General features: G+C 50.5%; 24 protein-coding genes and 1 tRNA gene. 5 read left to right on the forward strand and 20 right to left on the reverse strand.

All coding sequences use genetic code 11. From position 1 onward, the window contains the following. Positions 1–144: 144 nt before the first annotated feature. The 9 genes from JW499_RS19190 to JW499_RS19230 form a co-directional block, all read right to left on the reverse strand. Positions 145–2,268, reverse strand: coding sequence for a RelA/SpoT family protein (locus JW499_RS19190; RefSeq protein ID WP_091362116.1), 2,124 nt, complete (start codon positions 2,266–2,268; stop codon positions 145–147). 97 nt (positions 2,269–2,365) lie between these two features. Next, positions 2,366–2,578 (reverse strand): DNA-directed RNA polymerase subunit omega, encoded by a 213-nt coding sequence (gene rpoZ, locus JW499_RS19195; RefSeq protein WP_091362117.1) that lies wholly within the window; start codon positions 2,576–2,578, stop codon positions 2,366–2,368. Between the two features lie 87 nt (positions 2,579–2,665). Next, the gene (gmk, locus tag JW499_RS19200) at positions 2,666–3,286 is read right to left on the reverse strand and encodes a guanylate kinase (protein WP_205212107.1); all 621 of its coding nucleotides are present in this window, start codon (positions 3,284–3,286) and stop codon (positions 2,666–2,668) included. A 307-nt stretch (positions 3,287–3,593) separates the two neighbouring features. Continuing rightward, the gene (locus JW499_RS19205) at positions 3,594–4,517 is read right to left on the reverse strand and encodes an alpha-E domain-containing protein (protein ID WP_205212108.1); all 924 of its coding nucleotides are present in this window, start codon (positions 4,515–4,517) and stop codon (positions 3,594–3,596) included. Then, positions 4,517–5,965: a circularly permuted type 2 ATP-grasp protein gene (locus JW499_RS19210; RefSeq protein WP_205212109.1), complete on the reverse strand. Its 1,449-nt coding sequence runs from the start codon at positions 5,963–5,965 to the stop codon at positions 4,517–4,519. The genes JW499_RS19205 and JW499_RS19210 overlap by 1 nt, the downstream gene beginning before the upstream one ends. A gap of 261 nt (positions 5,966–6,226) precedes the next feature. Beyond that, positions 6,227–7,504 carry a sensor domain-containing phosphodiesterase gene (locus tag JW499_RS19215; RefSeq protein ID WP_205212110.1) on the reverse strand — a complete coding sequence of 426 codons (1,278 nt, stop codon included), beginning with the start codon at positions 7,502–7,504 and terminating at the stop codon, positions 6,227–6,229. Then, on the reverse strand, positions 7,485–8,336 hold the full coding sequence (locus JW499_RS19220; protein WP_205212111.1) for a nitrate- and nitrite sensing domain-containing protein: 852 nt from the start codon (positions 8,334–8,336) through the stop codon (positions 7,485–7,487). The genes JW499_RS19215 and JW499_RS19220 overlap by 20 nt, the downstream gene beginning before the upstream one ends. Before the next feature lie 5 nt (positions 8,337–8,341). Then, positions 8,342–9,451 carry a methyl-accepting chemotaxis protein gene (locus JW499_RS19225; protein ID WP_205212112.1) on the reverse strand — a complete coding sequence of 370 codons (1,110 nt, stop codon included), beginning with the start codon at positions 9,449–9,451 and terminating at the stop codon, positions 8,342–8,344. 241 nt (positions 9,452–9,692) lie between these two features. Further along, positions 9,693–10,631 (reverse strand): phytanoyl-CoA dioxygenase family protein, encoded by a 939-nt coding sequence (locus JW499_RS19230; RefSeq protein WP_205212113.1) that lies wholly within the window; start codon positions 10,629–10,631, stop codon positions 9,693–9,695. Positions 10,632–11,023: 392 nt separating this feature from the next. On the opposite strand from JW499_RS19230, the gene JW499_RS19235 reads away from it, so the two are divergent. Beyond that, complete coding sequence (locus JW499_RS19235; protein ID WP_463427522.1) at positions 11,024–11,347, forward strand: helix-turn-helix domain-containing protein; 324 nt, start codon at positions 11,024–11,026, stop codon at positions 11,345–11,347. After that, the gene (locus JW499_RS19240) at positions 11,337–12,689 is read left to right on the forward strand and encodes a type II toxin-antitoxin system HipA family toxin (protein ID WP_205212115.1); all 1,353 of its coding nucleotides are present in this window, start codon (positions 11,337–11,339) and stop codon (positions 12,687–12,689) included. The genes JW499_RS19235 and JW499_RS19240 overlap by 11 nt, the downstream gene beginning before the upstream one ends. A 60-nt stretch (positions 12,690–12,749) precedes the next feature. Here the strand turns inward: JW499_RS19240 and JW499_RS19245 are convergent, their stop codons facing one another. The 9 genes from JW499_RS19245 to JW499_RS19280 all read right to left on the reverse strand — a co-directional run bounded on the left by JW499_RS19245 (position 12,750) and on the right by JW499_RS19280 (position 20,087). Beyond that, entirely contained in the window at positions 12,750–13,199 is a 450-nt protein-coding gene (locus tag JW499_RS19245; RefSeq protein WP_232846523.1) for a class I SAM-dependent methyltransferase, read from the reverse strand. Positions 13,200–13,228: 29 nt separating this feature from the next. Continuing rightward, positions 13,229–13,513 (reverse strand): hypothetical protein, encoded by a 285-nt coding sequence (locus JW499_RS19250; RefSeq protein ID WP_232846524.1) that lies wholly within the window; start codon positions 13,511–13,513, stop codon positions 13,229–13,231. A gap of 469 nt (positions 13,514–13,982) precedes the next feature. Continuing rightward, a complete protein-coding gene (locus JW499_RS19255) occupies positions 13,983–16,391 on the reverse strand; it encodes a TOTE conflict system archaeo-eukaryotic primase domain-containing protein (protein ID WP_205212116.1) in 2,409 nt (802 codons plus the stop codon). Between the two features lie 25 nt (positions 16,392–16,416). Next, positions 16,417–16,788 (reverse strand): helix-turn-helix domain-containing protein, encoded by a 372-nt coding sequence (locus JW499_RS19260; RefSeq protein WP_000354815.1) that lies wholly within the window; start codon positions 16,786–16,788, stop codon positions 16,417–16,419. Positions 16,789–16,819: 31 nt separating this feature from the next. After that, positions 16,820–17,122 carry a type II toxin-antitoxin system HigB family toxin gene (locus JW499_RS19265; protein ID WP_205212117.1) on the reverse strand — a complete coding sequence of 101 codons (303 nt, stop codon included), beginning with the start codon at positions 17,120–17,122 and terminating at the stop codon, positions 16,820–16,822. 195 nt (positions 17,123–17,317) lie between these two features. Next, positions 17,318–17,656: a hypothetical protein gene (locus JW499_RS19270; protein ID WP_001160163.1), complete on the reverse strand. Its 339-nt coding sequence runs from the start codon at positions 17,654–17,656 to the stop codon at positions 17,318–17,320. Position 17,657: 1 nt separating this feature from the next. Further along, positions 17,658–17,906 carry a site-specific integrase gene (locus JW499_RS23140; RefSeq protein ID WP_232846525.1) on the reverse strand — a complete coding sequence of 83 codons (249 nt, stop codon included), beginning with the start codon at positions 17,904–17,906 and terminating at the stop codon, positions 17,658–17,660. A gap of 168 nt (positions 17,907–18,074) precedes the next feature. Continuing rightward, entirely contained in the window at positions 18,075–18,908 is an 834-nt protein-coding gene (locus JW499_RS19275; protein WP_232846526.1) for an integrase arm-type DNA-binding domain-containing protein, read from the reverse strand. A gap of 315 nt (positions 18,909–19,223) precedes the next feature. Beyond that, on the reverse strand, positions 19,224–20,087 hold the full coding sequence (locus JW499_RS19280; RefSeq protein WP_205212118.1) for a YicC/YloC family endoribonuclease: 864 nt from the start codon (positions 20,085–20,087) through the stop codon (positions 19,224–19,226). A gap of 137 nt (positions 20,088–20,224) precedes the next feature. On the opposite strand from JW499_RS19280, the gene rph reads away from it, so the two are divergent. Then, the gene (rph, locus tag JW499_RS19285) at positions 20,225–20,992 is read left to right on the forward strand and encodes a ribonuclease PH (RefSeq protein WP_091362127.1); all 768 of its coding nucleotides are present in this window, start codon (positions 20,225–20,227) and stop codon (positions 20,990–20,992) included. Between the two features lie 59 nt (positions 20,993–21,051). On the opposite strand, the gene JW499_RS19290 is transcribed toward rph, so the two are convergent. Beyond that, complete coding sequence (locus tag JW499_RS19290) at positions 21,052–21,819, reverse strand: exodeoxyribonuclease III (RefSeq protein WP_091362128.1); 768 nt, start codon at positions 21,817–21,819, stop codon at positions 21,052–21,054. A gap of 198 nt (positions 21,820–22,017) precedes the next feature. Here JW499_RS19290 and pyrE point away from each other — a divergent pair, with 198 nt between their 5' ends. Beyond that, positions 22,018–22,659: an orotate phosphoribosyltransferase gene (gene pyrE, locus JW499_RS19295; RefSeq protein WP_205212119.1), complete on the forward strand. Its 642-nt coding sequence runs from the start codon at positions 22,018–22,020 to the stop codon at positions 22,657–22,659. 95 nt (positions 22,660–22,754) lie between these two features. Beyond that, a tRNA-Phe gene (locus tag JW499_RS19300) sits at positions 22,755–22,830 on the forward strand. A 396-nt stretch (positions 22,831–23,226) separates the two neighbouring features. Here JW499_RS19300 and JW499_RS19305 read toward each other — a convergent pair. Next, on the reverse strand, positions 23,227–26,343 hold the full coding sequence (locus JW499_RS19305; protein ID WP_205212120.1) for an efflux RND transporter permease subunit: 3,117 nt from the start codon (positions 26,341–26,343) through the stop codon (positions 23,227–23,229).

Here is a 26,343-nt window from a genome sequence, read left to right on the forward strand (position 1 = left end):
GGATCAAAGGTTTCAACTTACTGACCCTGGTAGTCAATAATGTTGAGTTCAAGGATGGAGAACAGGTAAGGGATCAATCAGATAGGAATGCCGCCTGATCCCATACACCAGATTTGACAATAACTCTATTTATGCGGATAAAAGCTAAACCCGGGTGACTTTGTATACCGCTTTGAGCGCTTTGAGCTTGCGCATCACTTTCGCTAAGTGGACTCTGTCTTTAACCGTCAGGTCTATGTGGACGGTATTGAGGGCATCGTCTGTTTCGGTGATATCTATTTTCAGAACGTTTGCACTGGCACCGGATGCGGTGGTTGCCAGCGTGGCGATAAGGCCGCGCTTAGGCTCGACTTTGAGGTCCAGATTGACGATGAATTCTTCATCGATGCTGTTAGACCATTCCAGATAGACACACTTCTCAGCATCGTCTTTCATAAAAGCGATATTACGGCAGTCGGTGCGGTGGATAACCAGGCCGCGGCCGGTACTGATATGCCCGGTAATGCTATCGCCCGGAATAGGGCCGCAGCAGCGCGCGTAGTGCAGTACCATCCCTTCGGTACCACGGATAGCCAGAGTTGCCTTATTGCTGTCAGGGAGCTCCTGAGGCTCATCCTCTTCATGCTCAACCGGGCGTAGCCGTCGGGCTACGACATAGGCCATACGGTTACCCATGCCGATATCCTGAAGCAGTTCGTCCAGTGATTTCAGTTCCGCTTCCTGTAACACAGTAGCCAGAGCTGCTGGATCGATCTCTTCTATGCTTGAACCGTAGTTAGACAGGAACTGAGTTAACAGTCGCCGGCCGAGTTCAATCGATTCTCCGCGATGCTGCACCTTGATAAAGTGGCGGATAGCGGAACGGGCTTTGCCGGTGATAACAAAGTTAAGCCAGGCCATATTGGGCTGGGCGCTGGGGGTGGTAATTATCTCGACTGTCTGGCCGCTGTGCAGAGGCTGTGACAGGGGGGCTAAGCGGCGATTGATGCGACAGGATACACAGGAGTTGCCGATATCCGTATGGACTGCATAGGCAAAATCAACGGCAGTGGCACCCTGGGGTAGTTCAAAGATCCGCCCCTTAGGTGAGAAGACGTAGACTTCATCAGGGAACAGGTCGGTTTTAACGGTTTCGATGAACTCCATCGAGTTACCGGCCCGTTTCTGCATCTCCAACAGTCCCTGCACCCATTTACGCGCCCGGTTGTAGCCATCAATTGCTGAACTTGAGTCACCGTAGATTTTATAATGACTGTGTTCGGCGATCCCCTGACTGGCCACGGCATCCATCTCTTTAGTACGGATCTGTACTTCAATGGTGATATCCCTGGCACCAAACAGGTCGGTGTGCAGTGACTGATAACCGTTGGCTTTGGGAATGGCAACGTAATCCTTGAAGCGTCCCGGCACTGGCTTATACAGGTTGTGTACAATTCCCAGGGCACGATAACAGTCGTCTACGGATTCAGTGACAATCCGGAAAGCAAATACATCCATGATCTCGGCAAAGGATTTACCCTTGGTTTTCATCTTGCTGTAGATGCTGTAGAGGTGTTTTTCCCTGCCAGAAACCGTACCGGGGAGGCCCTCCTGTTTAAGCCGGTTACGGATCGCTTCCTCTATGGAGGTGATGACATCTTTGCGCTGCCCCCGCGCCTGTACCACAGCCCGGCGGATATATTTGGCCCGCATCGGGTGGTATGACTGAAATGCCAGGTCTTCGAGTTCGAGTTGCAGATCACGCATGCCTAAACGGGCGGCAACCGGAGCGTATATATCGAGGGTTTCACGGGCGATACGTCGCTGTTTTTCTGGCGGCATAGCGCCGAGGGTGCGCATGTTATGCAGGCGGTCAGCGAGTTTGACCAGTATTACCCGGATATCAACCGCCATCGCCAGTACCATCTTTTGAAAGTTCTCCGCCTGCGCTTCGGCGCGGGTTTCAAACTCCAGATGGGTCAGTTTACTGACACCATCAACGATATCAGCGACAACTGTGCCAAACTGGCCTTCGAGGCCATCCCGGGAAACCGCCGTATCTTCGATCACATCATGCAGCATGGCCGCCATCAGACTCTGATGATCCATATGCATTCCGGCAAGAATTGAGGCTACTGCAAGGGGGTGGGTAACGTAGGGTTCACCGCTTTTACGGCGCTGCCCGTCATGGGCTTGTTCAGCATAATAATACGCACGTCTGACCAGCTTGATCTGTTGCAGATCAAGGTAGCCGGTCAGACGATCAGAAAGCGCATCAACAGTTGGCATCAATTACTCCTATGCCTCTAGCGTAGTCAGATTTCTCAGGACTACAAAAAACAGAAACTATAGTGATGATGCCTTATTCGGACGGATTGAAAAAGAGTTAATCTTCTTCCCGTTCATCCAAAATGCTTACGTCGATATACTGTTCTGCGATTTCACGCAGAGCAACGACTGTAGGCTTGTCATTTTCCCATTCAACTTTTGGGTCTTTACCACCCGTGGCGATCTGACGAGCACGCTTAGAAGCGATCATTACCAATTCAAAACGGTTGTCTACATGTTCAAGACAATCTTCAACAGTTACGCGAGCCATTTAGCGACCTCGGATATAGGATTCAGTCATTCAGGCCAACAAGTTTAAGACCTGATTCGGAGAGCCGGCCAGTCTACCTGAGCCGATCTATTCTGACAAGAGTCCGGTTAGCATTGCGGCATGCTTTTGTTGTTGCCGTCTGAGTTCCAGCCGGCGGGCAGTGAAGACGGACTGCAGTTCCTGCAATGCGGTATCAAAATTGTCATTGACCAGCAGATATTGATATTCACGGTAGTGACGTATCTCATTAAGGGCTTCTGACATGCGGTGATTAATGGTCTCTTCAGAATCGGTGCCACGACCGATGAGGCGTTTACGCAATTCGGTAATGGAGGGGGGCAGGATAAACAGGGAGACGCAGTCAGGCATCTGTTGGCGAACCTGTTGCGCGCCCTGCCAGTCGATCTCCAGAATGACATCCATTCCCTGTGATAGCTGTTCCTCAACCCATATCCTGGAGGTGCCATATTTATTGGTGAAGACGTTGGCGTATTCCAGAAACTGACCTTTCTGAATTTTAGCGTCAAAGGTTTCCATGGTGACAAAGTTATAATCTTTACCATCGGTTTCGCCTGGACGTATCGGGCGGGTTGTGTGGGATACCGAGACGCGAACCTGAGTGTCCTGCGCTAGCAGGGCTTTTACCAAGCTGGTTTTACCGGCGCCGGAGGGGGCTGAGATAACATACAGGGTTCCTAACTGGGTCATAAGTCTGGTCGCTTTTCCGGGCTGTTATTTCACCGTTAATGACGGCATAAAATCTGAGGGGGAGAGTATAGCGCTTTCGCCCACGATAGAGTATTCGCTGGGTGGAAAATAGCCGCTTATCGGGGATTTTTACGTTGCACTGGTAGCGGTTTTTCAGCGCTGTTCAGAGGTGTCTGTTTAGGGCCACCGGAGTGGTCAGCGTTGTGATTGCTGATCAGTTGCGTGGTTTCAGGTCATCGGCGATATTGGGGTCTGCCAGAGAGAGTCGCCTCAGACCTGAATGCATCAGATGTCTGGTTGAGCTAGTCTACCCATTCAGGGCAAACCAGCACTGACCAAACTGCATATGCAGGTTCGCAAAGCTTAGCTGCAGGTCATTGAGGTAATCGCTGAAGCTTTCATCCAGCTCGCCGGGTTCCCCGGCCAGTAAGGTTTTGAGCTTCGCCAGTTCCTTTATTTCACAGGCCGGCAGCAGATCGACGGCCGCTGCTATCTGATCAGCACAGAAGGTGATTGAGCGGGGGAAATGTTTATCGTGTAACAGAAACTGGCACACCCGGGTTCCCTCAACCGTGGCCCGCATGGTGCGCCGGTAGTTCATGGCGCCATCGCATGACCGTAATACATTCCCCCAGATGATTTGCGAGGGATCAAGATCCTGTTCTACATCGCTACTGCTCAGCTGCGCGGTAATACCTGCATCAAGGATACGGCTGGCCATATCGGCTCTCTCCAGGTTGCGGCCCAGGCGGATAAACTGCCAGGCTGCATCTTTGCTCATGTTGTCGGCCAGAAGACCGTTGATCTGTTGACAGCCCTTAATCACATTATCAAGGAAGCCGTGACGATTGGTACGGTTGATACCATCGCGAATATGTTCTGATACATACATGCACAGCTCATTGATCAGTTCCCACAGTGGCAGGGGTAAGACATCCCGGCTGGTGCGCACGTTCTCCCGGGCCATCAGCAGGCTGGATGACATTGAGTTTGGGTTGGTGCTGTCCGCTAACAGCAGTTTGACAACATTTTTCTCATCCTTGACGGTATAACGTGCATTAAATACATCTTCCGATGAGTTGATGACCACCAGATTGAACCAACTGATATTGATTGAGCGGGGCAGGTCAAACAGGAGGTTGTCGTACACTCCGACCATCCGGGCAGTATTTTCAGCTCGCTCGATATAGCGGGAGAACCAGTACATCCGTTCAGCAACTTTAGATAGCATTAGCGTTTCTCCTCAACAATCCAGGTATCTTTACTACCGCCACCCTGAGATGAGTTAACCACCAGAGAACCTTTTTTCATCGCTACCCGGGTAAGGCCGCCGGTGGTGACAAACAGGTTTTTACCCTGAAGAATAAAGGGCCGCAGATCCAGATGGCGGGGTTCCGGTGTCGAACCGCACAGGGTGGGGGCGGTTGACAGGCTCAGGGTTGGCTGAGCGATGTAGTTACGTGGATTTTTACTGATCAGTGTGGCGAACTGTTCCTGCTCTTTTTTGGTTGAGTGGGGGCCGACCAGCATGCCGTAACCGCCGGATTCATTCGCGGGCTTGACCACCAGCTTATCCAGATTTTCCAGCACGTACTGACGCTGCTCCGGGTCGGAGCAGAGGAAGGTCTCTACGTTTGGCAGCAGAGGCTCTTCCTGCAGGTAGTAACGGATGATATCGGGGACATAAGCATAGACCACCTTATCATCGGCAACCCCAGCACCGGGCGCATTGGCCAGCGCTACATTGCCCGCTTTCCATGCCCGCATCAGGCCGGGAACACCCAGCATTGAGTCTTCTCTGAAGGTCTCGGGATCAAGAAACTCGTCATCGATACGGCGATAGATCACATCAACCTGTTCCAGACCGCTGATGGTTTTCATATAGACACAATCGTCATCTTCCACCACAAGGTCGCTGCCTTCGACCAGTTCTGCGCCCATTTGTTGCGCCAGAAAGGCATGCTCAAAATAGGCAGAGTTGAATATTCCCGGGGTCAGGACGACGATCTCAGGCTGGGGGATATCCCGTGGTGAAAGTGACGCCAGCATATCAAACAGGTGAGCCGGGTAGTTATTCACCGGCAGAATAGAGTCTTTGGAGAACAGCTCCGGCAGAACCCGTTTGGTGATCTCCCGGTTTTCAATCATGTAAGACACGCCGGAGGGCACCCGAAGGTTATCTTCCAGTACATAAAACTGGCCATCCAGATCGCGGACCAGATCAGTACCGCAGATATTTGCCCAGACACCATGAGGCGGGGTAACCCCGACACACTCAGGGCGAAAATTTTTGGATTTCAGGACGATTTCAGCAGGAATGACGCCGTCTTTGATGATCTCTTGCTCATGGTAGAGATCGTTGATAAACATATTCAGCGCTTTGAGTCGTTGTTTCAGACCTTTGGCGGTTTTCTCCCAGTGTGACGCTGAAATGGTGCGTGGAATGATGTCAAAAGGCCAGGCGCGGTCAATATTGCCCTCTTCGGTGTAAACGGTAAAGCTGACACCCATCTCCTGAATGGTTGATTCGGCCATCTCTTTGCGTTTATTTATCTCAGCTGTGCTTAAAGAGCCAAGGTAGTTTACCAGCCGGGTCGCCGGCTCCCTTGGGGAGCAGTCTTCTGCGATCAGTTCATCATAAAAGTTGCCGGTGGAATACTCTGTCCAGTCGATACTCATGTAGATACCCTCGGTTCCAGGAACCTTGTTGCACTTTTCTTGTGCGCCCTTGAGCGGCCAATTCAACCATGCCATATAACAGTGCAATATAGCACTAAAAATTATCTGGAATGGTTGAAAACACTTGCTATGAAAATTTAGCAATATGCAGGCCACAAGCTAACAGAAACTGTTGTATACCGCTTTGAAACAAACAATTAGGGCATATGCCGGGTATCGGTCATAGACCTCAATTAAGGGGACTGTGTCAGTGGCGAGGCTTTACTGCCAGTCAAGATCACAGCAGTAAACCTGCACGTGGTTACCCGCTTGAATCGCCTGTGACAGGGTGACACACATGCGCGAGTCGGCAACGGAAAGGTAGGGGTCACTAATAATGGTGGTGCCGGGCTGATCAATGGCCAGGTAGTGATAGGGACGGTGAGACCAATTGCCCTTGTCACCGCACAGAAGCGGCGCAAAGCGCAGCTCTATCTGTTGCCTTGGATGGAACGGATTCAGTGTACTGCTGGTCTGATGGCCGTTTTCATCCAGCAGAAAGCAGCGCACCGCGCGGGGGTCTTGAAAAAGTGGAGTACCGCTTTGCGGCAGGCTTTCATGGAGGATGAAGTCATCCAGTGCCTGTTGAAAAAGGTGCTTGATATGCCCCATATTGTCTGACTGAGCTTTAAACTGCATCGAGCGCTGATCCCGCTGTCTGAACAGCAGTTGGTCGATGATGTCGTAAGCGGTGTTCTCTGTTAACAGCCAGGGGGCAGGGCGGGCGAAATAAAAGCCCTGCATCATATCCGCATTTGCGGCGATTGCTGCGGTTGCTTCTGCTTCCGTTTCAACCCCCTCAACCACCACCAGACTCCCGGTTTGGTGCAGCAAAGAGATTATTCCCGAGAGAATACTGGCCGCCCGTTTGCTTTGCGCGGCTTCGCGGATCAGGTTTCGGTCGAGTTTGACGATATCGGGTTGCAGTTGCCAGATACGATCAAAGTTTGAGTGGCCAGCGCCGAAGTCGTCAATGGCGATCAGGCAGTTTAGCTGATGAATATAATCGATATAGTTTTTAAGGCGCCCGGTGTCTTTGACTTCGTTTTCCAGAATTTCAATAACCAGCCGGTGCGCGGCTAACCCCGAGTCTTCTAACAGTTGCTGGGTGAACCCATTTTGCGGGTTCTCACAGATCAGCGATTGCGCGTTGAGGTTTACGAACAGCCACTCATTGTTGACACTCTGAGGGATGAAATTTTGCACATGCAGCGTGCGGCAAAGCCGGTCAAGTGTCAGCATCTGAGAGCTGTTCTGAGGTAATGACAGCAGCTCTACTGGCGGGATTGATAAGCCCTGCGCAGATCGGGCTCGGATCAGCCCCTCATAGCCGATAGGGCGTCGATGCGCGACGCTGTAGATCGGCTGAAAAAAGCTTGAAAGCGAGTAGTTCCGATACTGGCCGGAGGAAACGAGGCACTCCGCTATCTGATTTTTTTCTGACTGACCCGCCGAGCGGGTTACCGCTTCGTATGGCGTGTCAGATCGCTTTGGTAACATGCTGTAAATCCTTTAACGCAGCATCCATCAGCCCCAGAAGGTCATTAATCGCGATGGTTGCCTGTTCGAAGTAGAGTTTGGCGTCTATTTGAGGGCGATCGCAGTTTAGCAGATCCTGCTCCAGGCATAACAGGAAACTATTCACGGTTGCCTGTGATTGTTGCAGATTAAGGTGGTCTGTTTTGCTTTGTTTCAGCGCGGTAAAAGCGGTTAACGATAGCTGTCTGATTTTCGCATGCAGAAATCTCAGACGTACTCTCTGAGCAGCGCTGCTGGATCCTGCTGCTGCGATGCCGGTGCCAAGAGCCCGTGCCTGGCCGGTCCATTCTGCGGTTTGCACCACTTCCCGCCAGATGCTCTGCAGATAGTTCATCTCTTTGGGGCAGGAGCTCAGATCCAGTTCACTGGCTATATCCTCGATCAGAAAGATGGTGTTGCGGATCAGGTCATGATGATTGAGCAGATTGGCGGCTGCAGACGTTGTGCTCTGGCAAATCTGTTGCCACTGAGTAGTCAGTCTATGCCATTGCGTCTGATATCGTGTGCTCTGTCGTCGGGCTTTGGATATATGGGTTTCGAGCTGTTTTCTGGTGATATCCAGATCAGTCTGGAGGCTGTGGTCTCCTGAAAGCAGACCGGTGCTTAGTCCCCGATGCCGCTGAAAGTCCGCCAGCAGAAGCCGGAGTAACGCCAGTTGCTTAATGCCTGAGGTCAACTGGCGGCGTTGCTGTTTTCGCATCCGCAGGTGCAAGATAAAAAAGATGGCAGCAAGGCCCGTTAGTAGCAGGATACCGGTTAATCCTGGCCACTCTGGATAGAAAAATCCGGTCATCCTGATTACCCCGTCAGCTGTGTCAGATGGTGAGCGATGGTTCGTGCCTGGGCCGCAGCCTTGAGATTATCCCTGTTGCCCTGAGAGACCCGTTCAGCCAGAGCAGCTATTTCGGCAACCGCCAGGCTTTGTTGTTCTGTGCTGACGGCAACCTGTATAACCTGTTCAGTTAACGCCTGCGTACGACCACAAACGCTATCGAGTTGTGAGCGAACCCGCTCCGAACGCTGCAGGCTCTGGTTGGCGCTGGCAGACAGGCGGGACATTTTTTCACCGGTAGAGGCGATATGGTGCTGTACAGACTCAATCTTGCGGGTGATTTCTGCCGCCGATTCCTGGCTGTGACGAGCCAGGTTGCGGACCTCATCTGCGACGACGGCGAAACCTTTTCCACTGGCTCCGGCCCGTGCCGCTTCGATGGCGGCATTCAGGGAGAGCAGGTTGGTCTGATCGGCAATACCCTGAATCACCCCCGACATTTTGTTGATCGCTTCGGAGTTTGCACTCAGTTCGCGCATCAGCGCATTGGTGGCAAGTGCCTGTTCTGCTATATCGGCAACAGTGGCAACCAGCTCATTTAACTGCTGAATACTTTCTTCAAGCTGGGTACTGGCATCCAGACTGGTGTGCCGGGAGGCATCTGCCAGTTGGGTAACCTCATTGATGCTGACATTCAGTTCTTCAACCGCCGCTGCCGCTGTGCCGGCGGCGTCACTTTGTTGTTCCGCGCTGCGAGTGACGCTGACGGCGCTTTGTTCCAGTTCCTGTGAAGAGTGGGAGATCTCATCCAGCCGCTGTTGCAGTAGCTGTTGTTTTCGGCCTGATGCTCTCAGCAACTGCTGAAACTGACGAAACAGTGGCTGTATCAGTAACCCACCCGTACAGTCAGATTGTTCTGCGGACGTTCTATCACTGAGGTGATCAACTTCTGTCAGAAGCAATCCGAGTGTCGCGCAGCCAAGGTATCCGGTTAATAGTAAGGGCCAGACAGGGGGATTGGGTAGTATCAGGAATAAACCTAAGCCGGACAGCGTGGTGGCTGAAAGTAGCACGATCACTCCTTTGATTCCAACCTGATATAACAATAAAAATACCGGATAGGTTAACCACTGCATTGAACTCTCTCCCTCTGAAACAAAAAAAGCCCCTATTAGTCATCAGAGAGAGGACTAAAGGAGGCTTCATTGCCATACCAAAACTTTGCCAGAAATAGAAAGCAAAAAGTGAGCCGCTTTATGGGAATAGCTGAATAATCAGTACTTTTGGCAAAAATGTGTTTAGCGACAGCTATTTTTGCCCCCTTAACTACCGGTGAATCATTGTTGTGGGCAAAAATGGTGCGATCAGATGGTTTGATTATTCATTGGATGTTGCTCTTGTGGTTGTGCTGGCAACCTGCTTCGCTACCTGCTTTTCGGCAAACCGGTTTATCGGCTCAAAATCAGGCAGGGGGAAGGGGATATATGGGTTTAATCGCGAAGAGAAATAGACCGACAGGCGGGAGGAGCCTGCCGCAGCTTCCCCCCTGCGGTGAAAGCCGGAGGTGTCGGCAATCACCAGCGTATTGGCGGGAACGTCAAATGTCTGAATATGCAAAAGATCCAGTGAGGCCAGTTCACTCTCTGCAATGCGCAATGATCCTCGCGCCGCATAGCGTTCATTCAGCTGCCGCCCCTGAATGCTTTGTCGGTACTCCCAGCAAAGCCGTTTCAGCGTTAACCGGTGAGAACCTTCGACATACTGGAAGGGGCCTTTGTCGGCCGTGACATCCTCAAGAAACAACCAGGCTTTCATCGTTGGATGAAAGGTATCTGAATGGAAGTGTTTCTGCGGGTCGTCGTTAACTTCACCGCCGCGGTTGCAGACACGCAGGAAGTGGGGCCAGGGACGGATAGCGGTTGAAGCCACGTAAGTCAGAAGATCTCTTATTGAGGATGACTCGCACAGCATTCTGGCTGCAGGAAGCTGCTTCAGAGCCTCCTGATCAAGGAAAGCGATCCGGGTGGTAGTATCGCCCTGAATAAACGCCCGAATCTCTGGCCAGCAGTGCTCGCCTTCATCCTGTAAGCGTTTAAACAGTTCAGGCGGCAGAACATTGCTGATACGCAGATAGCCTTTTTGACGAAACTCGCGGCGGTGTGCTGAACTGATGTTCCAGCTAAGAATCCAGCGGCGAAAAGCGGTAATTAAACGCGCCATAATGAGCCGGATAACATGTAATCCCAGGCGGTTCAGCAGCCGGTTTCCCAGAATCGGGTTGGCTTCAAATGATTTGGCTTCAGTGAAAATTTCCATCACCCAGACCATATATTGTACAACCCTGCTTTTTTGCAAAACGGACTCCGGACGTGCGCTGTTGATCATTACCGATCAGGTGTAGTGGTGTTCTCAATGCTCTTGTTTTGCCACATTGAGTGGCAGGTAAGACCCCGGTTGATTCAATTGGTTAACGACAAGGAGCTGCTCAACAATAGCAGTTTGCCCACCAAACTGCCCACCACTTGCCTTTGGCATTTACTAAATCTTAGTGGTGCTTCTCGGCTATTAGTACGGAAAAACAGTACCGTTTTTATGCTGCTGTCAGGGTCTAAAAATAGCAGTTTTGAAAGGCTTTATCGAGTAATTTTCTCAACACTTTATCCAGCAATGGATACAATAATGTCCACTTTCTATTTAATTTCGCTATAATGGATATAACTGTATCCACTTGGTTTTTGCAGATGAATTTTACCTTACTTGATGATACCGATGTAAGCCAAGCCTATGCGGCTTATTTACGTGAGTTACGTCAACGAGCAAAGTTGTCACGAGCTGCGCTTGCTGAGCGAAGCTGTGTACCTGCGGCCACCATTAAGAAATTTGAGTTGACTGGGCAAATTTCATTTCGCCAATTGCTGTTGCTTTGGCAAACACTTGATTCGCTAGAGAGGCTTTATCAGCTCACACAACCTAACAAAGAGCGCACCACTATGCCCACTAGCATTGATGAGGTGCTAAAAGATGAGTTTTAAACCTATTCAAAAACTCGCCGTAACTCGCACGTTAAGCTCAGGTGAACAGATCTCTGTTGGAGTCTTGGCTCAGAATCGGCAAGGCGTTTTTTTCCAGTATGCAGACAGCTATTTGCAGCAGTTTGGCAATTTATCACCGTTTACCTTGCGAGCGAGCACACAAGTTCAAGCCGCACCTAAAGCGCCACATCAAGGTGTACATGGCGTATTTGGAGATTGTTTGCCCGATGGTTGGGGCATGCTGTTACAAGATCGTATTTTCCGGCAACAGGGCATTTTGCCTAATCAATTAACGGCGATGGATAGGCTGGCCTTTGTCGGTGATAAAGGCATGGGAGCGCTGTCTTTTTCTCCGGTGTCTGAGTTTTCAGCCACGACGAACGCTGACATTGATTTAGCTACTTTAGGCTTAGAAGCGCAAACGCTGTTCGATGCTTCAATGTCAGATTATATGGATGATAATCAAGATGAGTTAGATGGACATACTCAGCAGGTGTTGGCCGCATTAGTCGCCGGTGGTAGTTCGGGTGGAGCAAGGCCCAAGGCGCAGATTTATATGCCTGCTGGGGAAACTCAGCATTGTCGAACCTTCGCTCAGCCTGGAGATGAGGCTTGGCTGATTAAATTTACCTCGAAGAATCTAGCGCTCGGCCATGAAGAAGGTTTGTGTGAGGCGGTTTATTTGCAAATGGCTGAGCAAGCTAAGTGTCAACCGCCGCAATGGCAACTCATTGAAGCACCAACTACAAGCGGTGCGTCTGCCTGGTTGGCGCTTAAGCGTTTTGATTATGTCACTCAACAGACCAATTTAAGCGGCAATCGCAGTTCAGGTCGCCTGCATATGCACAGCGCTTGCGGGCTGCTGGATGCAGACTTTAGAACGCCAAGTTTAGATTACATTGATTTAATTAAAGCCAGCCGTCAGTTGTGTAAATCTCCAGCGGCTGGACAGCTGCAATTTCGCCGTGCCGTTTTTAACCTGCTGTCGTCTAATCAAGACGACCACAGTAAAAACTGGGCGTTTTTGCAAGCGGATGACGGTCAATGGGATCCTGCACCTTTTTACGATGTTACTTACAGCCCACATCCATTCAACGAACATGCCACTGCGTTCGGAGGTTATGGCAAAGCGCCACCGATTAAGGTGATGCAAAAACTAGCGACCAGTGCTGGCTATGGGAGCTGGCATGATGCAAAGCAAGTCATTGAAGAAGTCGCAGAAGCCATAAGCCAATTTACGTATCTGGCACAGCAGCAAGGGATCAGTAAAACAACAGTGTCTACGATTGCTAAGACATTGGATCAGCGCAAACAGGAAAATGCAGCGCTTTATTATCGCTAAGGCTCATCCTAATGCTCAGTTAAACGGTGTTTGTGGCAGGGGCGTTTTTACGCTCCTGTTTTAAGCCCCTTTGCGCAGCACAAACATGTGGTACCCAAACTCGCCTAGGTAACGTTCATAAATCGCAATTTCTCGCTCGATATCTGCGATGGCGTTTGAATTTGGCATGCTTGCTTTTACTTCTGCCACTCGCGCTTTGAGTGGTTGATAGTAATCGTGCCATGCTTGTTCCCTTAAGGTGAAATGATCAATCACTTCAAAGCCTGCTTGGCGCATTTGGCTTAAGCGTTTTTCGATGGTTTGCATATCTGGGTATTCACCTTCCCAGAATGCAACCGCCTCCTGGCTTGGGTTATCGGTTAACCAGATCAAATCACTGACGACCATATAGCCGCGATTAGTCAGTAGTTTACTCCACTGGGTTAACGCTTGCTCAACCCCCATTATGTAAGCTGAGCCTTCTGACCAGATGCAATCAAAGCTTTCAGGTGCAAAAGGCAGATCCGTCATACTGGCGCAGCTTAGAGTAACGCGGGTATCTAATCCCTGCTCAGTGAGGCGTTCACAGAGTTCATCCAGGGGCTCTGCCATTTTTCTACGATCACTTGCGCGCCAATGCTATTCAGCCATTGGTGAATCGGGCAGCCTGGGTGCGCTTGTTTAACGCGCGGTAACTGATAGGTCAGCCAGCGGGTTAGGCGTTCGGCTGCATTATCGCACTGGCTTAATGCTGGGTAGAGGGTAAACGCGCCATGCCCAACCAGTAAAGCGACCACCTGCTGTATCCATTCTCTATCCCAATCGTTAGCACTTGCCCATAACACGTCACTTATCACCTTGTTGGTTCGTCATGCCGTCTATTTTCAGTCGTCGAGTGCAGACGCGGTGGTGAATTAGATGAAAGAAATGGCCATCAAACTCACCAGTCAAATCGGTTTTTTATGTTGATCTGTGCGCGGCTAACTGATTGAAATATATCGTCCAATGCGGCTCTGTTTGGCGGCATTCAACTAGTGCAAAAAAATCGAGACGCCAAACGATCGTTTGCATTCTGGGTTTAAAAAATCAAACGGTTTGTACTTTGATGCCGAGGTTGGTTTAGGGGGAAAAAAGTGCCAAATCTTGCTTTGAGCCAGTACTGGCAAGGCTTAGCAGCGTTGGATTTCAATCGAGAAGCCAAACAGTAAATGGGCTAATTTCCCTGTTTGGCGTTTCGATCCAAAAGCCAAACGGATAGTGGTTTTGGCGTATGGGGGTAAAGGCATGGGGAAGTGTTTAATGAAGTGCTGCTGTTTATTTTGGCTTGGTATTTGATGAAGGGACGTTTTCTAACTTCAGTGAAGGTTGCTTGTTACTGTTGTCATCAATGTACTCAAGGGCGTACCCCATAGCCTTGTAGCTTTTCTCGCGTTTTTTAAACATGCGTTGCAGCATAGGGAGGGCGCAGTCTACATAGTCGTGAATGGTGACTTGTGTTTTTCCTTCCGATTCACGATGAATTCGACCGGCATATTGGGCCAATGTACCTTTCCATGCGATTGGCATGGCCAAAAACAACGTATCCAGTCTTGGTAGGTCAAACCCTTCACCCACATATTTTCCTGTTGCGACGACAATTTGAGCCGATTGCAGATGATTGTCAGCGTTCTTGCGTTCGGCAGATTTCATGGCGCCTTTGAGTACGACAGTGCTTATACCCATCTTGGTAAGTTGTGAGTGTATTTCCTCTGCGTGCTCTCTACGCTCTGTAAGGACTAAGGGGTGTCCGCCATTTTGAACACACTGAGAGGCGTCAGAGACAATTTTTGAAGTGCGCTGTTGGTTATCGACGAGCCAGCGGTAAGCATCGCTTATTTTGGGTCGCTCATCTGTTTTTATTAGCTCAGCTGGCGGTATATAGTAGAGCTGATGAATCATCACGGTTTGAGTAAATTGCTCATCAGGACTTTGTTTCACTTTATAGCGAATGGGCCCTGCCGCCATAAAAATGATCTTCTGATGGCCATCTTGTCGCTCTGGCGTTGCTGTTAGGCCCAATACATATTTTGCTCTTACCTCGTTGAGTACCATTTCAAACCTTGGCGCAGACAGATGGTGGCATTCATCAACAATAATATGGCCGTAGTCTTGGATGAGAGGCGTGATGGAATTGTCTTTTTTATTGACCAAGCTTTGGTAGGTGGCAATGTCGATAATGCCACTCGGCTTTCTTTTACCCCCGCCTATACTGCCAATGTTTACTTCTGGTAGGAACGTGCGTAATCGCTCTTGCCACTGTTCAAGCAGTTGTCGGCTATGAACCAGTATTAGGGTATTTACTTTGCGTTTTACGATCATGCCAATGGCAGTAACCGTTTTTCCAAATGCAGTCGGCGCATGCAAAATACCGAAGTCGTGTTTAGTTATTGAGGCCACTGCGTCTCGCTGGTTCTTTCGCAAGGTGAACGCAGGGGTAAGTTTTAATAATGGTTTGCCGGTTTCACGCTTATCGTCAAGCAGTGGCGAAATATTGTGCTCTTGTAGCAAAGCAATCGCATCATCGAGACAGCCACGCGGTAGTGCAAGATAAGCGTTTTCAATACGAGCACAGGAAATAAACCTTGGAATGCCATGGGTTGAAAAACGCAACGCTTGTGTCTTAAAAAACACAGGATTAGAAAAACTAGCTAATCGCTTTAGTCCTGCCAGTAGTGGCCCAGGTAACTCGCTCATCAAAAAGTAGATATGGTTGGCCAAGGTAATGGTCACGTTTTTTGGCAAAGACTCTAATGTTATTGGTGCGGCTTTGGCTGTGATTTCCCAAGGTGGGCGGTTGTCTGTTATCCCCTGTTCGGATAGTAATAGGGTATTGGGTGAAATGGTTGTTATGAGTTGATCAATACTCGATTGCGTGAGCGTTTTAAGCTCAGCAAGGTACTGCCATTGATCGTCAATCGCATTCAGGTCACTGTCAACAAAGCAACTGCGGCCTGAAAGGCGAGCCTCCTTTTGAAGTGGTAGCGCAATGAGATTGCCAAACCCGCCTTCAGGAAGGACATCTTGGTTAGGAAAGAGCCTGTCATAGGAGTCAAACGAAAGATTTGGAAATATTTCCATGGCTTTATCAAGCAAAGCGAAACCCAGTGCCCGAGCCTGGTTAGCGGGGATATTGGTTTCAAAAAAGATCCATAAGTGCGCCCCGTTGCCAGAGCGCGAGATTTCTATCGCGTGCGGAATATCAAACTCTTGGCACGCTTTAGACATTGCTTTGACTTCTTCTTGCCAACAGCCTTTGTCAAAATCGGCTGCCAACAAATAGCACGTATTATCTTTCAGTAAGGGATACAGCCCCACCACTTGATGACCGGCAAGGTGCCTGTAAATAATGCGCTCGTTTAGTTCGCTAAACTTTCGGTGTGAACAGTCTTGGCATTTAATGCGGGGTTTGTTGCAAACCCCGTTTACCCATTCATTATCACAGGCTACGGAATAGCCACTGCGGCCCTGTTGGTTTTGCCAACGATTGGCAAAGATATCCTCTCGTCCACGAAATCGTTGTCTGAATAGGGCGACTTTTTGTTCTGGGGTGAATGTCTGTATTGAACGCTGGTTTTGAGCGCTACGCAAAGCCTCTCTTAATGCGAGAAGCCGCTGCTTTTCGTTTTCAAGCTCAGCTAACCTGTTATCAATAGCCGAAATATTTGGGTAGCGAGCGTCATTCATAACAAGCTAATTTTGATTCGCATTGCTATGAAGCGCGAACTTGCGGTGGCTTGATCAGCGACTCTGCTGGGATACCTAGCCCTTCATGAAGTTTCCAAATCATTTTTAGCGTGAGTGATCGCTTATGGTTTAGGATTTCATAAACACGATTGCTTTTACCTATCATGGGTTCAAGATCTTTAACTGTTAATCCTTTGCGCTCCATCTCAAACTTTATTGCCTCAACAGGATCTGGCAAATCCATTGGAAAATGCTTTGCTTCGTAGGCTTCAACTAACGTAACCAAAATATCCAGCTTTTCGCCTTCGACGGTATCAGGCTCCGCCATCATTAGGTTTTCGATATCGTTTAATGCCGCGCGGTAGTCGGCATCTGTTTTAATAGGTCTGATGTCCATTATATATACCTCTTGTTACTACCTTTTGGCTTCAAATCGTTTGCACATCAATTTGATTGTATTGTGCATGGCTGCCGATAAACCGTATGTAAACCACCTTGTAGGCATAATTGATCCAAACGACTAATCGGTATTTATTACCGGCAATGTTAAATACGACACGCCCATCTTTGAGGATGCTGGCATTTCTAAAGTCCTGTTTCACATCCGCCGGTGATCCCCAATCAGCGTTTAATGCATGCCTATACCACGCTAAAGTTGGCTCTTTAGCGTCAATGTATTCTGGGCTGTCTTCCCAAAATGTTTTTAAGGTTGATAATGCGATAATTCTCATGAATAGATGTTAGTCCCAATTTGGGACTTTTGCAAGTTTGGCATTTTTGATGCGGTTAGGAGTTTTTACCGCATCCCCAATTGCCCCATTCCTTGGGGCAGTTTGCTTTCCTCTTATTCTCCCTCTAAAGCTTGGTGTATCAAGTGTTGCCCCATTGTCCCAACTGCCCACGGTAAGTGAGCAAATGGGGGCTTGTTAGTTTCGCCTGATGGGCCTTTTCGGCATGCGGCTGCGTTTGCCATCGAAAAAGGCCAATACTCTGAACCAATAGAGTGATTCTTCATACCCCAAGCTGTGCGTTGGACGTGCAGGCGGGATGAGCCCCAGTTTGCGTCCTAAACTGACAATCACGTAGAACATGAGCTTTAGCATCAACCAAGGAGCGAGTACCACGAATACCATCAGGCAATGCCGAGTAAGTGCGTAGCCTATACCATGAGGTTGTTCGAGTAAGGCAATGCCAATACACCAACCAAGCCCTGCCAGCATGGTGATTGGAAAGGTAATGGGGGCAAGTCGCATCATAAATTGCATGTTAGCGCCCTCCTGTGTGGTGTTGTGAAGCGGGCTCAAAGTTCACCAATGGTTCAACCACATCAGCCACGGTTTGATGGGCAATTCGGCGCTCTTCAAAGTAATCGTGGCGGTCGTAGATACCCTCAACGCCTTTTAGCTTATGGTTAAGACAGCGTTCGGCTACGTTGCCTGCAATACCCAAAGAGGCGGCAAGGCTGCGAAAGGTGCGGCGCAAATCGTGTACGGTGAAGTGTTCAAGTTTGCCCATTTTATTGGGAGGCTGTTTTTTGCGCCCAGGCTCGCGACCAAAGAGCTTAGAAATGGCACGGTTTAGCGTATCTGGCCCCATATGTGGACGATGGCTTGCTCGTCTGGCTGGGAAAACATAAGGCGAGCCACAAGCGCGGATTTGCAACTCGTTAAACCAAGCAATGGCTTAGCGTGGTAAGGGAATGCTGATTGGCACGCCGGTTTTGCTGCGTTCTTTGGGCAGATCCCACACGCCTGTGGTTAAATCCATTTCACGCCACATGGCTTCGCACAGTTCGCTTTTGCGTACACCCAATACCAAAAACAGGCAGCAAGCGAGGTAGTTGTCGCGGCCAAAGCTATTGATATGGGTATGAAACACGCTAAAGGCGTAGTGAATTTCCTCTTTGCTAAGCATCCTGTCTTTACTGGACTCCACGCCACCGGCATCGTCTACGGTAAATGCTGCGGCTGGGTTGTTCAGCGTTAAGTCGAGCTTTATCGCATGCCGAAACAGCTGCTTCATGTACATCAAGGTATCGTTGGCAATGGTAGGGCGGTTACTTTCTCTAATGCGCTCTAGCACCTCCCGCACGTCACGTGCGGTCACCTCAGCAATACACTTAATGCCAATGACTGGGCTTATGTCTTTGGTGTAAACCCGATACGGAATCTTGGGATGCTTAAGTCGTCGACTAAGATCGGTTCGATACCAGTCATGGAACAGTTGATCCACGGTTTCAATGTCAGGTAACTCGATTTTCTGTTTTTCTAGAAGAGGATCTATGCCGTCACGTACTTCCTTTCGAAAGTATGCGGCGGCAATTCGAGCGTCTGCCAACGACATTAAAGGAAATTGCCCCAAGGTTGCTTCTCGTCGTCCTTTGGCTGTGGTGTAGCGGATCATCCAGTAAGGCGAGCCTTGTTTGCGGACGCAAAAATATAGACCTTCACCATCTGAATATTTTTTGGGGTCGGCTTTGCTGTATGCAATAACCTGTTTTGCTGTGAGTTTTCCCATGTTTACTCCATAGTTGCTGAAATAATGGAGGGGGCAATAATGGCTGCCCACCACCGATTTGCTTATTGAATCAGCAGCTAACCTGTTGTGGTGGCGAGTTAAATGCGAAAATTGGGTAACTTACTGCCCACCAATTTGCTCACCGCAAAATGCTTATTGAGCAAAAATGAGGGGGCTGCCCACCATTCTGCCCACCACTAAACAGGTAGTTGGTAACGGACATCTGCAAACCGATTTGGACGGGAAAAATAAAAAAGCCCTGTATTTACAAGCAAATAACAGGGCTTCTAAGACATTCTTGGACGGGTAAAAAAACTATTCGATGTTTTGGATCTGCTCTCTCATCTGCTCAATCAAAACCTTAAGTTCCACTGCGCTCTGAGTGGTGTCTGAGACGATCGATTTGGATGACAGGGTGTTGGCTTCGCGGTTGAGTTCCTGCATCAGGAAGTCCAGACGGCGGCCGATCGGGCCTTTGGATTTGAGTACCCGTTTTACTTCCTGAACATGGGTGTTGAGGCGATCCATCTCTTCGTCGACATCGGCTTTCTGGGCCAGGATGACCATTTCCTGCTCCAGACGTCCTTCGTCCAGCTCCGCTTTGAGCTCTTTCAAACGGGCTCTCAGATTTTCGCGCTGTGCCTGCAGGATTCCTGGCAATTTCGTGCGGACTTCAGTCACAATCTCAGTAATGGTGTCGAGGCGCTGATCAATCAGGGCGGCCAGCTCTACACCTTCGCGGCCGCGGTTGTCGATCAGTTCATCGAGCGCTTTGTGAAACAGGGTCAGGGCGGCTTTTTTGACGGCATCCATGTCCAGCCTGGTATCCTGCAGAACGCCCGGCCAGCGCAGCAGATCCATGGTATCAATCGGTTTGGATACCGGGAGCAGATTTTCCACCTGTTGCGCGGCTTCCAACAGCTCCCGGGCAAAGGCTTCGTTAACGGTGAGGGTCTGAGACTGGGCCTCGGGTACAAAACGCAGTGTGCATTCTACTTTGCCGCGGCTGAGCTTGTTACGCAGCGTTTCCCGCAGCGGACCTTCGAGATCACGCAGACTTTCTGGCAGACGCAGGTGGGGCTCCAGATAGCGGTGATTGACTGAACGGACTTCCCAGATCAGGCTGCCCCATTCATGTTGCACTTCCTGGCGGGCAAAAGCGGTCATGCTACGTGTCATATTGTCGGTTCTCGTTTAGAATGCTGTTTTCGTTGCCGACACTGAACGGGTGTTGGCGGATTTGCGCTTTATTCTAACAGTCCTCGACCGCTTCCTCTATGCGTTCGGTTGGGGTTCCGAACAGGATTCTTAAGTACATGAGCTCAACAATTTCAGATCAGCTACAAAACCTTGGCGTCACAACTTTCCGGCCGAGTAATCGCAGGGCGGACCAGATGCGTGAGGTGCGTATCACCCGGAACTTCACTAAGCATGCTGAGGGCTCCGTGCTGGTGGAGTTTGGCGATACCAAAGTGATCTGTACCGCGTCGGTTGAGCGGGGTGTTCCACGTTTTCTGCGTGGCTCGGGTTCGGGCTGGGTTACCGCAGAGTATGGCATGCTGCCGCGGGCAACAGGCAGCCGTAACGGTCGCGAAGCCGCCCGTGGACAGCAGGGCGGTCGTACCGTTGAGATTCAGCGGCTGATTGGTCGCTCACTGCGGGCCTGTATGGATCTGAAGAAACTGGGTGAGAACACCATTACCATCGACTGTGATGTTATTCAGGCGGATGGTGGCACCCGCACGGCCTCGATTACCGGTGCCTATGTCGCCTTGCGAGATGCGGTCAGCTTTCTCAAGAAAGATAAGCATGGGGCGATGAAAGGGGATCCGATCAAGTATGGCCTGGCGGCAATCTCTGTCGGTGTTTATAAAGGTGAACCGGTGCTGGATCTGGATTATGCTGAAGATTCTGCAGCCGAAACCGATATGAACGTGATTATGACCGATAAAGGTGGTTTCGTTGAGGTTCAGGGCACCGCAGAGGGTGAACCCTATTCACAGGAAGAGCTGAATGCGATGCTGGAGCTGGCGAAAAAGGGCATTGCAGAGCTGTGTGAGCTGCAGGAGAAAGTTTTAGCCTGAGTCTCATCGAGTATAAAAAAAGGAGCCGCGGCTCCCTTTTTTATGCGTGCAGGCGGATCTTAGAGATCATAATCAATAATCAGCGGTGCGTGGGCGGAAAACACCTCGCCCCGGTAGATTGAGGCTGATTTGATCGTTTTACGCAGGTTGGCGGTGGTGATCTGATAATCCAGGCGAGCTCCCTCGTTCAGGTCCCGTGCTTTGTTGTAGTCCGGCCACCAGGTGTATTGCTGATCCACATGGTTAACCTGCCTGAAAGCATCGACATACCCCATTTCGCCAAACAGCTCTTCCATCCATTCCCGTTCCTGAGGCAGAAAACCGGACACCTTCTGGTTAACATACCAGTTGCTCAGGTCCTTTGGTTTGTGGGCGATCAGCAGAGGCCCGCAGAAGATAAACTCGCGTCGTTTGCGCAGGGTTTTGGTAAAGTGCCCCTTGAGCAGGTGAAGGTATTCATCTTTGGCCTGTTGGGCTTCTGCACCCTTGAGACCTGAAGGGACACTGAAGGATGCCACACTGACATTGTCAAAATCAGCCTGAATGAAGCGTCCATTGAAGTCACACTGTTCAAATCCAAGACCGGTCATAATCGCTTTTGGCATTACCCGGGTGTAGATCGCCACGCCACTATAGCCATCTTCAAAGGCATCGAAGAAATAAGCTTCATAGCCATCCGGACGATAGCGTTTATCATCCAGTTGATAATCTTTGGCACGCAGATCCTGCAGACATACCACATCAGCATCCTGCTTCACCATCCACTGGAAGAACCCGTTGTCTGTTGCCTGTTCAATACCCTGCGTATTGAATGTAATGACGCGCATAACGTATAAACCTGTGAGAAACACAATTTGAGGCGAAAGGCGCATTGTACTGGGTGTTTAAGGAAAATTGAATCTAAAGCACCGACTATTAATCGCTTTGTGAACAATTCAGAGCTTAAGCATTGTTCACAATGGAGGCGCAGGAAGAAACCCTGTATTATACGCGCTACTTTTTACACAGCTTTGCGGAGACCCCGGATGCAGGATTATCAGAGAGAGTTTATCGAGTTCGCTATTGATAAAGAGGTGTTGCGATTCGGCGAGTTCACCCTGAAATCGGGCCGTACCAGCCCATACTTCTTCAATGCGGGTCTGTTTAACAGCGGTGCTGCGCTGGCGCGTCTGGGGAAGTGCTATGCCGCCGCTATTCAGCAGTCCGGTATCGAGTATGATGTGATTCTGGGGCCTGCCTACAAAGGGATTCCGCTGGCCGCAGCAACCTGTGTGGCGCTGGCGACTGAGTTTGATCAGGATGTTCCCTACGTGTTCAACCGCAAAGAGGCAAAAGACCACGGTGAAGGGGGCAACCTGGTTGGGGCGCCGCTGGAAGGCCGGGTATTGATTATCGATGATGTCATAACCGCAGGGACTGCGATCCGTGAAGTGATGGATATTATCGATAAGGCGGGAGCGACCCCGGCTGGCACCGTGATTGCGCTGAATCGACAAGAGAAGGGCAAAGGAGAGCTGTCGGCGATTCAGGAGGTGGAGCGCGATTACACTATGCCGGTTGCCAGCATTGTATCGCTGAACGACCTGCTTGAATATCTGACAGAAAAGGGCGGCATGGATGCTCAGATCGAAGCAATTTCTGCATATCGGGCACAATATGGCATCTGATCGGTTACTTATTGATCAATAACATAATATTTCACAGGACAGTCTGGAAATTAAGTTGATTTTTATTGGGGGGCCGTGTTTAATAGGCGCCCGTTGCCCGGATAGCTCAGTCGGTAGAGCAGAGGATTGAAAATCCTCGTGTCGGTGGTTCGATTCCGCCTCCGGGCACCACTTCAGGTATCATTAAAGCCTCGCTACGTAGTGAGGCTTTTTTGTATCCGCAACACCGCAGGGCGGAACACGAACCGGTTCGATTATTCGTCGCTTCGCTCCTCCCCTTCGGGCCATCGCCGAAGAGCAGGCGATGTTGTAATGGCCTTCGGCCATTGCTCCGCCTCCGGGCACCACTTATTTTGATAGAGCCTCGCTCATCTCTTGATAGAGAGTCGGGGCTTTTTCGTATCTGGATTATCGCAGGGCGTCCTCGAACCTGGTTCGATTATTTGCGTTTTCTGCTTATCCCGGGGGGCCATCGCCCAAGAGCGACGATGTTGTAATGGCCTACCACTTCCATTCTCCGTTTTTTCTCTGACAGGCAACCCTGCTGCCCATGCAGGGCTGTCTGTTTTAGATTAGTTCAGCGGTTTCAGGTTGTGGTTGTTGACGGCGAAACCACTTGCGTTCTCCCAGCACTAACAGGCAGGGCGTTAAGAACAGAGTCAGGATCGTTGCAAACGACAAGCCTCCGGCGATGGCACTGGCGAGTTGGGTCCACCACTGGGTGGAGGGGGCTCCGAAGCTGATATCGCGGTTGATCAGGTCGATATTCATCGACAGTACCATCGGCATCAGGCCGAGCACCGTGGTTACTGCGGTGAGTACGACGGGCCGCAGACGTAAGCTGCCGGTTTGCAGTGCCGCATCGTAGGGGGAGCGGCCCTGCCTGCGCAGGTCGTTATAGCAGTCGATAAGCACGATGTTATTATTCACAACGATACCGGCGAGGGCGATGATCCCTACACCGACCATGACGATACCAAAAGGCTGGCCCGCTACCATTAAACCAATTAAGACTCCGGCGGTGGAAAAGACAATTGCTGAAAGTACTAATCCCGCCTGATATAAGCTGTTGAACTGGGTGACCAGAATCAGTGCCATCAGAAACAGGGCTGTGCCAAAGGCCTGGATCAGAAAGGCGCCGGTCTCTTTCTGCTGTTCATCCTCGCCTTTAAAGGTGAGGCGGATCTGTGGGTCGAATTGATGCTGCGCCAGACGCTGCTGCATTGCGACCACCAGATCGTTCACCAGATGCCCCTCTTCAGCATCGGCCTGAATGGTAATGACCCGGCGGCTATCGACCCGTTTCAATACCCCGGTTTTCGGGGCGGGCTTAAGCTCGATAAAGTTGGATATAGGCATCATTCCATAACGGGTGCTGAGTTGCATCTGCATCAACTGATCGAGATTGCGTTTATCCTCGGGGAAACGGATCATAATATCGACTTCATCATCGGAGGTTTCCGGGCGGTAATCGGTGACTTTGATGCCGTTGGTGATCAGCCGGACCGCCTGGCCAACCAGGGCAATACTGGCACCATAGCGGCTGGCTTCCTCCCGGTTGACGATGATGCGCCACTCGATGCCCGGCAGTGGCCGGTCATCTTCGGCCCCGGAGAAACCACCAATATCGTCCATCATCCGGCGGATATCGGCGACTGTTTTATAGATCACCTCACTGTCGTAGCCGCTGACAAACAGTTTGATAGGTTTACCCTCACTGGGACCGTTTTCCGCTTTGCGGGTTTCTATGATGACGCCGGGCAGGTCGGCGGTCTTTTGCCGCATCTGCGCCAGAATGTGGGCGGCTTTGTCACGCTTATCCCAGTCATCCAGCTGGAACTGTATCACCCCGACCACATCTTCAGCGGCATCATTGGAGGGTTGGTTGAAACTACGGGCATAGACTGATTTCAGTCCGGGGATATCCATCACCCGTTGCTCGACCTGTCGCAGTAACCGGTCTTTTTCATAAATAGACAGATCGCCTCTGGCATGCAGGTTGATCAGCACCATTTCCGGCTCGATATCGGGGAAAAACTCAATCCCTTTACCAAAAACAGCGTAGGCTCCGTAACTACTGCCAATCGCTATTAAGACCACAATAAACACCCGGACCGGGTAGTGCAGTAACTTCGACATCAGGCGGGTATAGGCGCGGTTCAGGGCTGTTTGCGGCAGGGTATATTCATCGCTGTCATTTTGTTTTACGTATCGCTTTCTGGCGCTGACGGCGCCCACTACGGGCATGAAGATCAGTGCCATAAACAGGGATGCGGTCAGGCAGACGACAACGGTGGCGGGCAGGTATTTCATGAACTCACCAATCACGCCGGGCCAGAACATCAGTGGCATGAACACCACCAGGGTAGTGGCGGTTCCGGCAATCACCGGCCAGGCCATCCGTGACGCTGCATAACGGAAGGCTTCCCGGCCACTCAGTCCCTGACTCATGCGCCTTTCCGCCAGTTCGGCAACGACAATAGCCCCGTCGACCAGCATTCCGACGACCAGAATCAGACTGAATAGCACGACGATATTGAGGGTGAACCCCATTAACTTCAGGACCATCATACTGGCAAGGAAAGAGCCAGGAATAGCCAGGCCAACCAGCAAAGAGGTGCGTAAGCCCATCGCCGCTAATACCACCACCATTACCAGAATGATGCCACTGAGAACATTATTCATCAGATCTCTGAGCATGCTTCTGATCTGGGTGGACTGATCGAGAATATAGGAGTATTTCAGCCCCTGGGGCCATAGCTGGCTGCGCTCGGCAACGATTCGCTGGACCGCTTCAATGGTATCGATAATATTTGCGCCAACCTTTTTCTTCACCTCTAATACCATGGCAGCGCCACCATCGACACGGGCGAAACCCTCAGGGTCTTTGTAGGTTTTGCGGATTTTGGCAATATCGCCAACGGTGACCACGGTGCCATCAACTGATTTGACTGGCATATTGAGCATATCGCTCAACTCGGAAACCACCCCGGGTACCTTCAATACCTGACGGCCACTGCCGGTATCGACCGCTCCGGCTGCAACCAGTTGATTATTCCGCGCGACGCTATCGAGTACGGTTTCGAAGTCCAGTTGATAGCTTTCCAGCAACTGAGGCTCGATCTCTATCTCCATCAGCTCTTCACGTTCGCCGCCAATATCAACTTCCAGGACCCCCGCAACCCCTTCGATCTCATCCTGAAGGTCTTTGGCGACTTTCAGTTTAATCCGTTCTGAGACCTCGCCGGAGATGGCGATGTTCAGTACCGGGAACAGCGCGACGTTAACTTCGTGAATCTGTGGTTCATCTGCATCTGCAGGCAGCTTTCCTTTAGCGATATCGACCCGTTCACGAACATCCTGTAGCGCTGTATCGCTATCGAAGCCGGCATCAAATTCAAGGGTCACCGATGCATGGCCCTCTGAGCCCACCGAACGCATCTCTTTGACACCCTCGATTGATTTCAGCTCTTTTTCCATCGGCCGCACTAACAGACGTACCGCATCATCCGGTGAAATCCCTTCAAAGGGGATTGAGACATAGATGATCGGGATCGCAACATCGGGATCCGCCTCTTTGGGAATATTCAGAAAGGCTGACATTCCCCCCACGAGAAAGAACAGTAAGATAAGTATGCTGGTGCGGCTGCGGTCTATCGCGGCGGCAACAAGAGCGGCAATCAT

This window comes from Amphritea pacifica (assembly GCF_016924145.1).
Taxonomy (GTDB): domain Bacteria; phylum Pseudomonadota; class Gammaproteobacteria; order Pseudomonadales; family Balneatricaceae; genus Amphritea; species Amphritea pacifica.

What these genes read in the sequence shown, in the direction of transcription:
- JW499_RS19190 (WP_091362116.1), bottom strand. Translation starts at nt 2,268, where the DNA reads ATGCCAACTGTTGATGCGCTTTCTGATCGTCTGACCGGCTACCTTGAT.
- rpoZ (WP_091362117.1), bottom strand. Translation starts at nt 2,578, where the DNA reads ATGGCTCGCGTAACTGTTGAAGATTGTCTTGAACATGTAGACAACCGT.
- gmk (WP_205212107.1), bottom strand. Translation starts at nt 3,286, where the DNA reads ATGACCCAGTTAGGAACCCTGTATGTTATCTCAGCCCCCTCCGGCGCC.
- JW499_RS19205 (WP_205212108.1), bottom strand. Translation starts at nt 4,517, where the DNA reads ATGCTATCTAAAGTTGCTGAACGGATGTACTGGTTCTCCCGCTATATC.
- JW499_RS19210 (WP_205212109.1), bottom strand. Translation starts at nt 5,965, where the DNA reads ATGAGTATCGACTGGACAGAGTATTCCACCGGCAACTTTTATGATGAA.
- JW499_RS19215 (WP_205212110.1), bottom strand. Translation starts at nt 7,504, where the DNA reads ATGTTACCAAAGCGATCTGACACGCCATACGAAGCGGTAACCCGCTCG.
- JW499_RS19220 (WP_205212111.1), bottom strand. Translation starts at nt 8,336, where the DNA reads ATGACCGGATTTTTCTATCCAGAGTGGCCAGGATTAACCGGTATCCTG.
- JW499_RS19225 (WP_205212112.1), bottom strand. Translation starts at nt 9,451, where the DNA reads ATGCAGTGGTTAACCTATCCGGTATTTTTATTGTTATATCAGGTTGGA.
- JW499_RS19230 (WP_205212113.1), bottom strand. Translation starts at nt 10,631, where the DNA reads ATGGAAATTTTCACTGAAGCCAAATCATTTGAAGCCAACCCGATTCTG.
- JW499_RS19235 (WP_463427522.1), top strand. Translation starts at nt 11,024, where the DNA reads ATGGATATAACTGTATCCACTTGGTTTTTGCAGATGAATTTTACCTTA.
- JW499_RS19240 (WP_205212115.1), top strand. Translation starts at nt 11,337, where the DNA reads ATGAGTTTTAAACCTATTCAAAAACTCGCCGTAACTCGCACGTTAAGC.
- JW499_RS19245 (WP_232846523.1), bottom strand. Translation starts at nt 13,199, where the DNA reads ATGACGGATCTGCCTTTTGCACCTGAAAGCTTTGATTGCATCTGGTCA.
- JW499_RS19255 (WP_205212116.1), bottom strand. Translation starts at nt 16,391, where the DNA reads ATGAATGACGCTCGCTACCCAAATATTTCGGCTATTGATAACAGGTTA.
- JW499_RS19260 (WP_000354815.1), bottom strand. Translation starts at nt 16,788, where the DNA reads ATGGACATCAGACCTATTAAAACAGATGCCGACTACCGCGCGGCATTA.
- JW499_RS19265 (WP_205212117.1), bottom strand. Translation starts at nt 17,122, where the DNA reads ATGAGAATTATCGCATTATCAACCTTAAAAACATTTTGGGAAGACAGC.
- JW499_RS19270 (WP_001160163.1), bottom strand. Translation starts at nt 17,656, where the DNA reads ATGCAATTTATGATGCGACTTGCCCCCATTACCTTTCCAATCACCATG.
- JW499_RS23140 (WP_232846525.1), bottom strand. Translation starts at nt 17,906, where the DNA reads ATGGGCAAACTTGAACACTTCACCGTACACGATTTGCGCCGCACCTTT.
- JW499_RS19275 (WP_232846526.1), bottom strand. Translation starts at nt 18,908, where the DNA reads ATGGGAAAACTCACAGCAAAACAGGTTATTGCATACAGCAAAGCCGAC.
- JW499_RS19280 (WP_205212118.1), bottom strand. Translation starts at nt 20,087, where the DNA reads ATGACACGTAGCATGACCGCTTTTGCCCGCCAGGAAGTGCAACATGAA.
- rph (WP_091362127.1), top strand. Translation starts at nt 20,225, where the DNA reads ATGAGCTCAACAATTTCAGATCAGCTACAAAACCTTGGCGTCACAACT.
- JW499_RS19290 (WP_091362128.1), bottom strand. Translation starts at nt 21,819, where the DNA reads ATGCGCGTCATTACATTCAATACGCAGGGTATTGAACAGGCAACAGAC.
- pyrE (WP_205212119.1), top strand. Translation starts at nt 22,018, where the DNA reads ATGCAGGATTATCAGAGAGAGTTTATCGAGTTCGCTATTGATAAAGAG.
- JW499_RS19305 (WP_205212120.1), bottom strand. Translation starts at nt 26,343, where the DNA reads ATGATTGCCGCTCTTGTTGCCGCCGCGATAGACCGCAGCCGCACCAGC.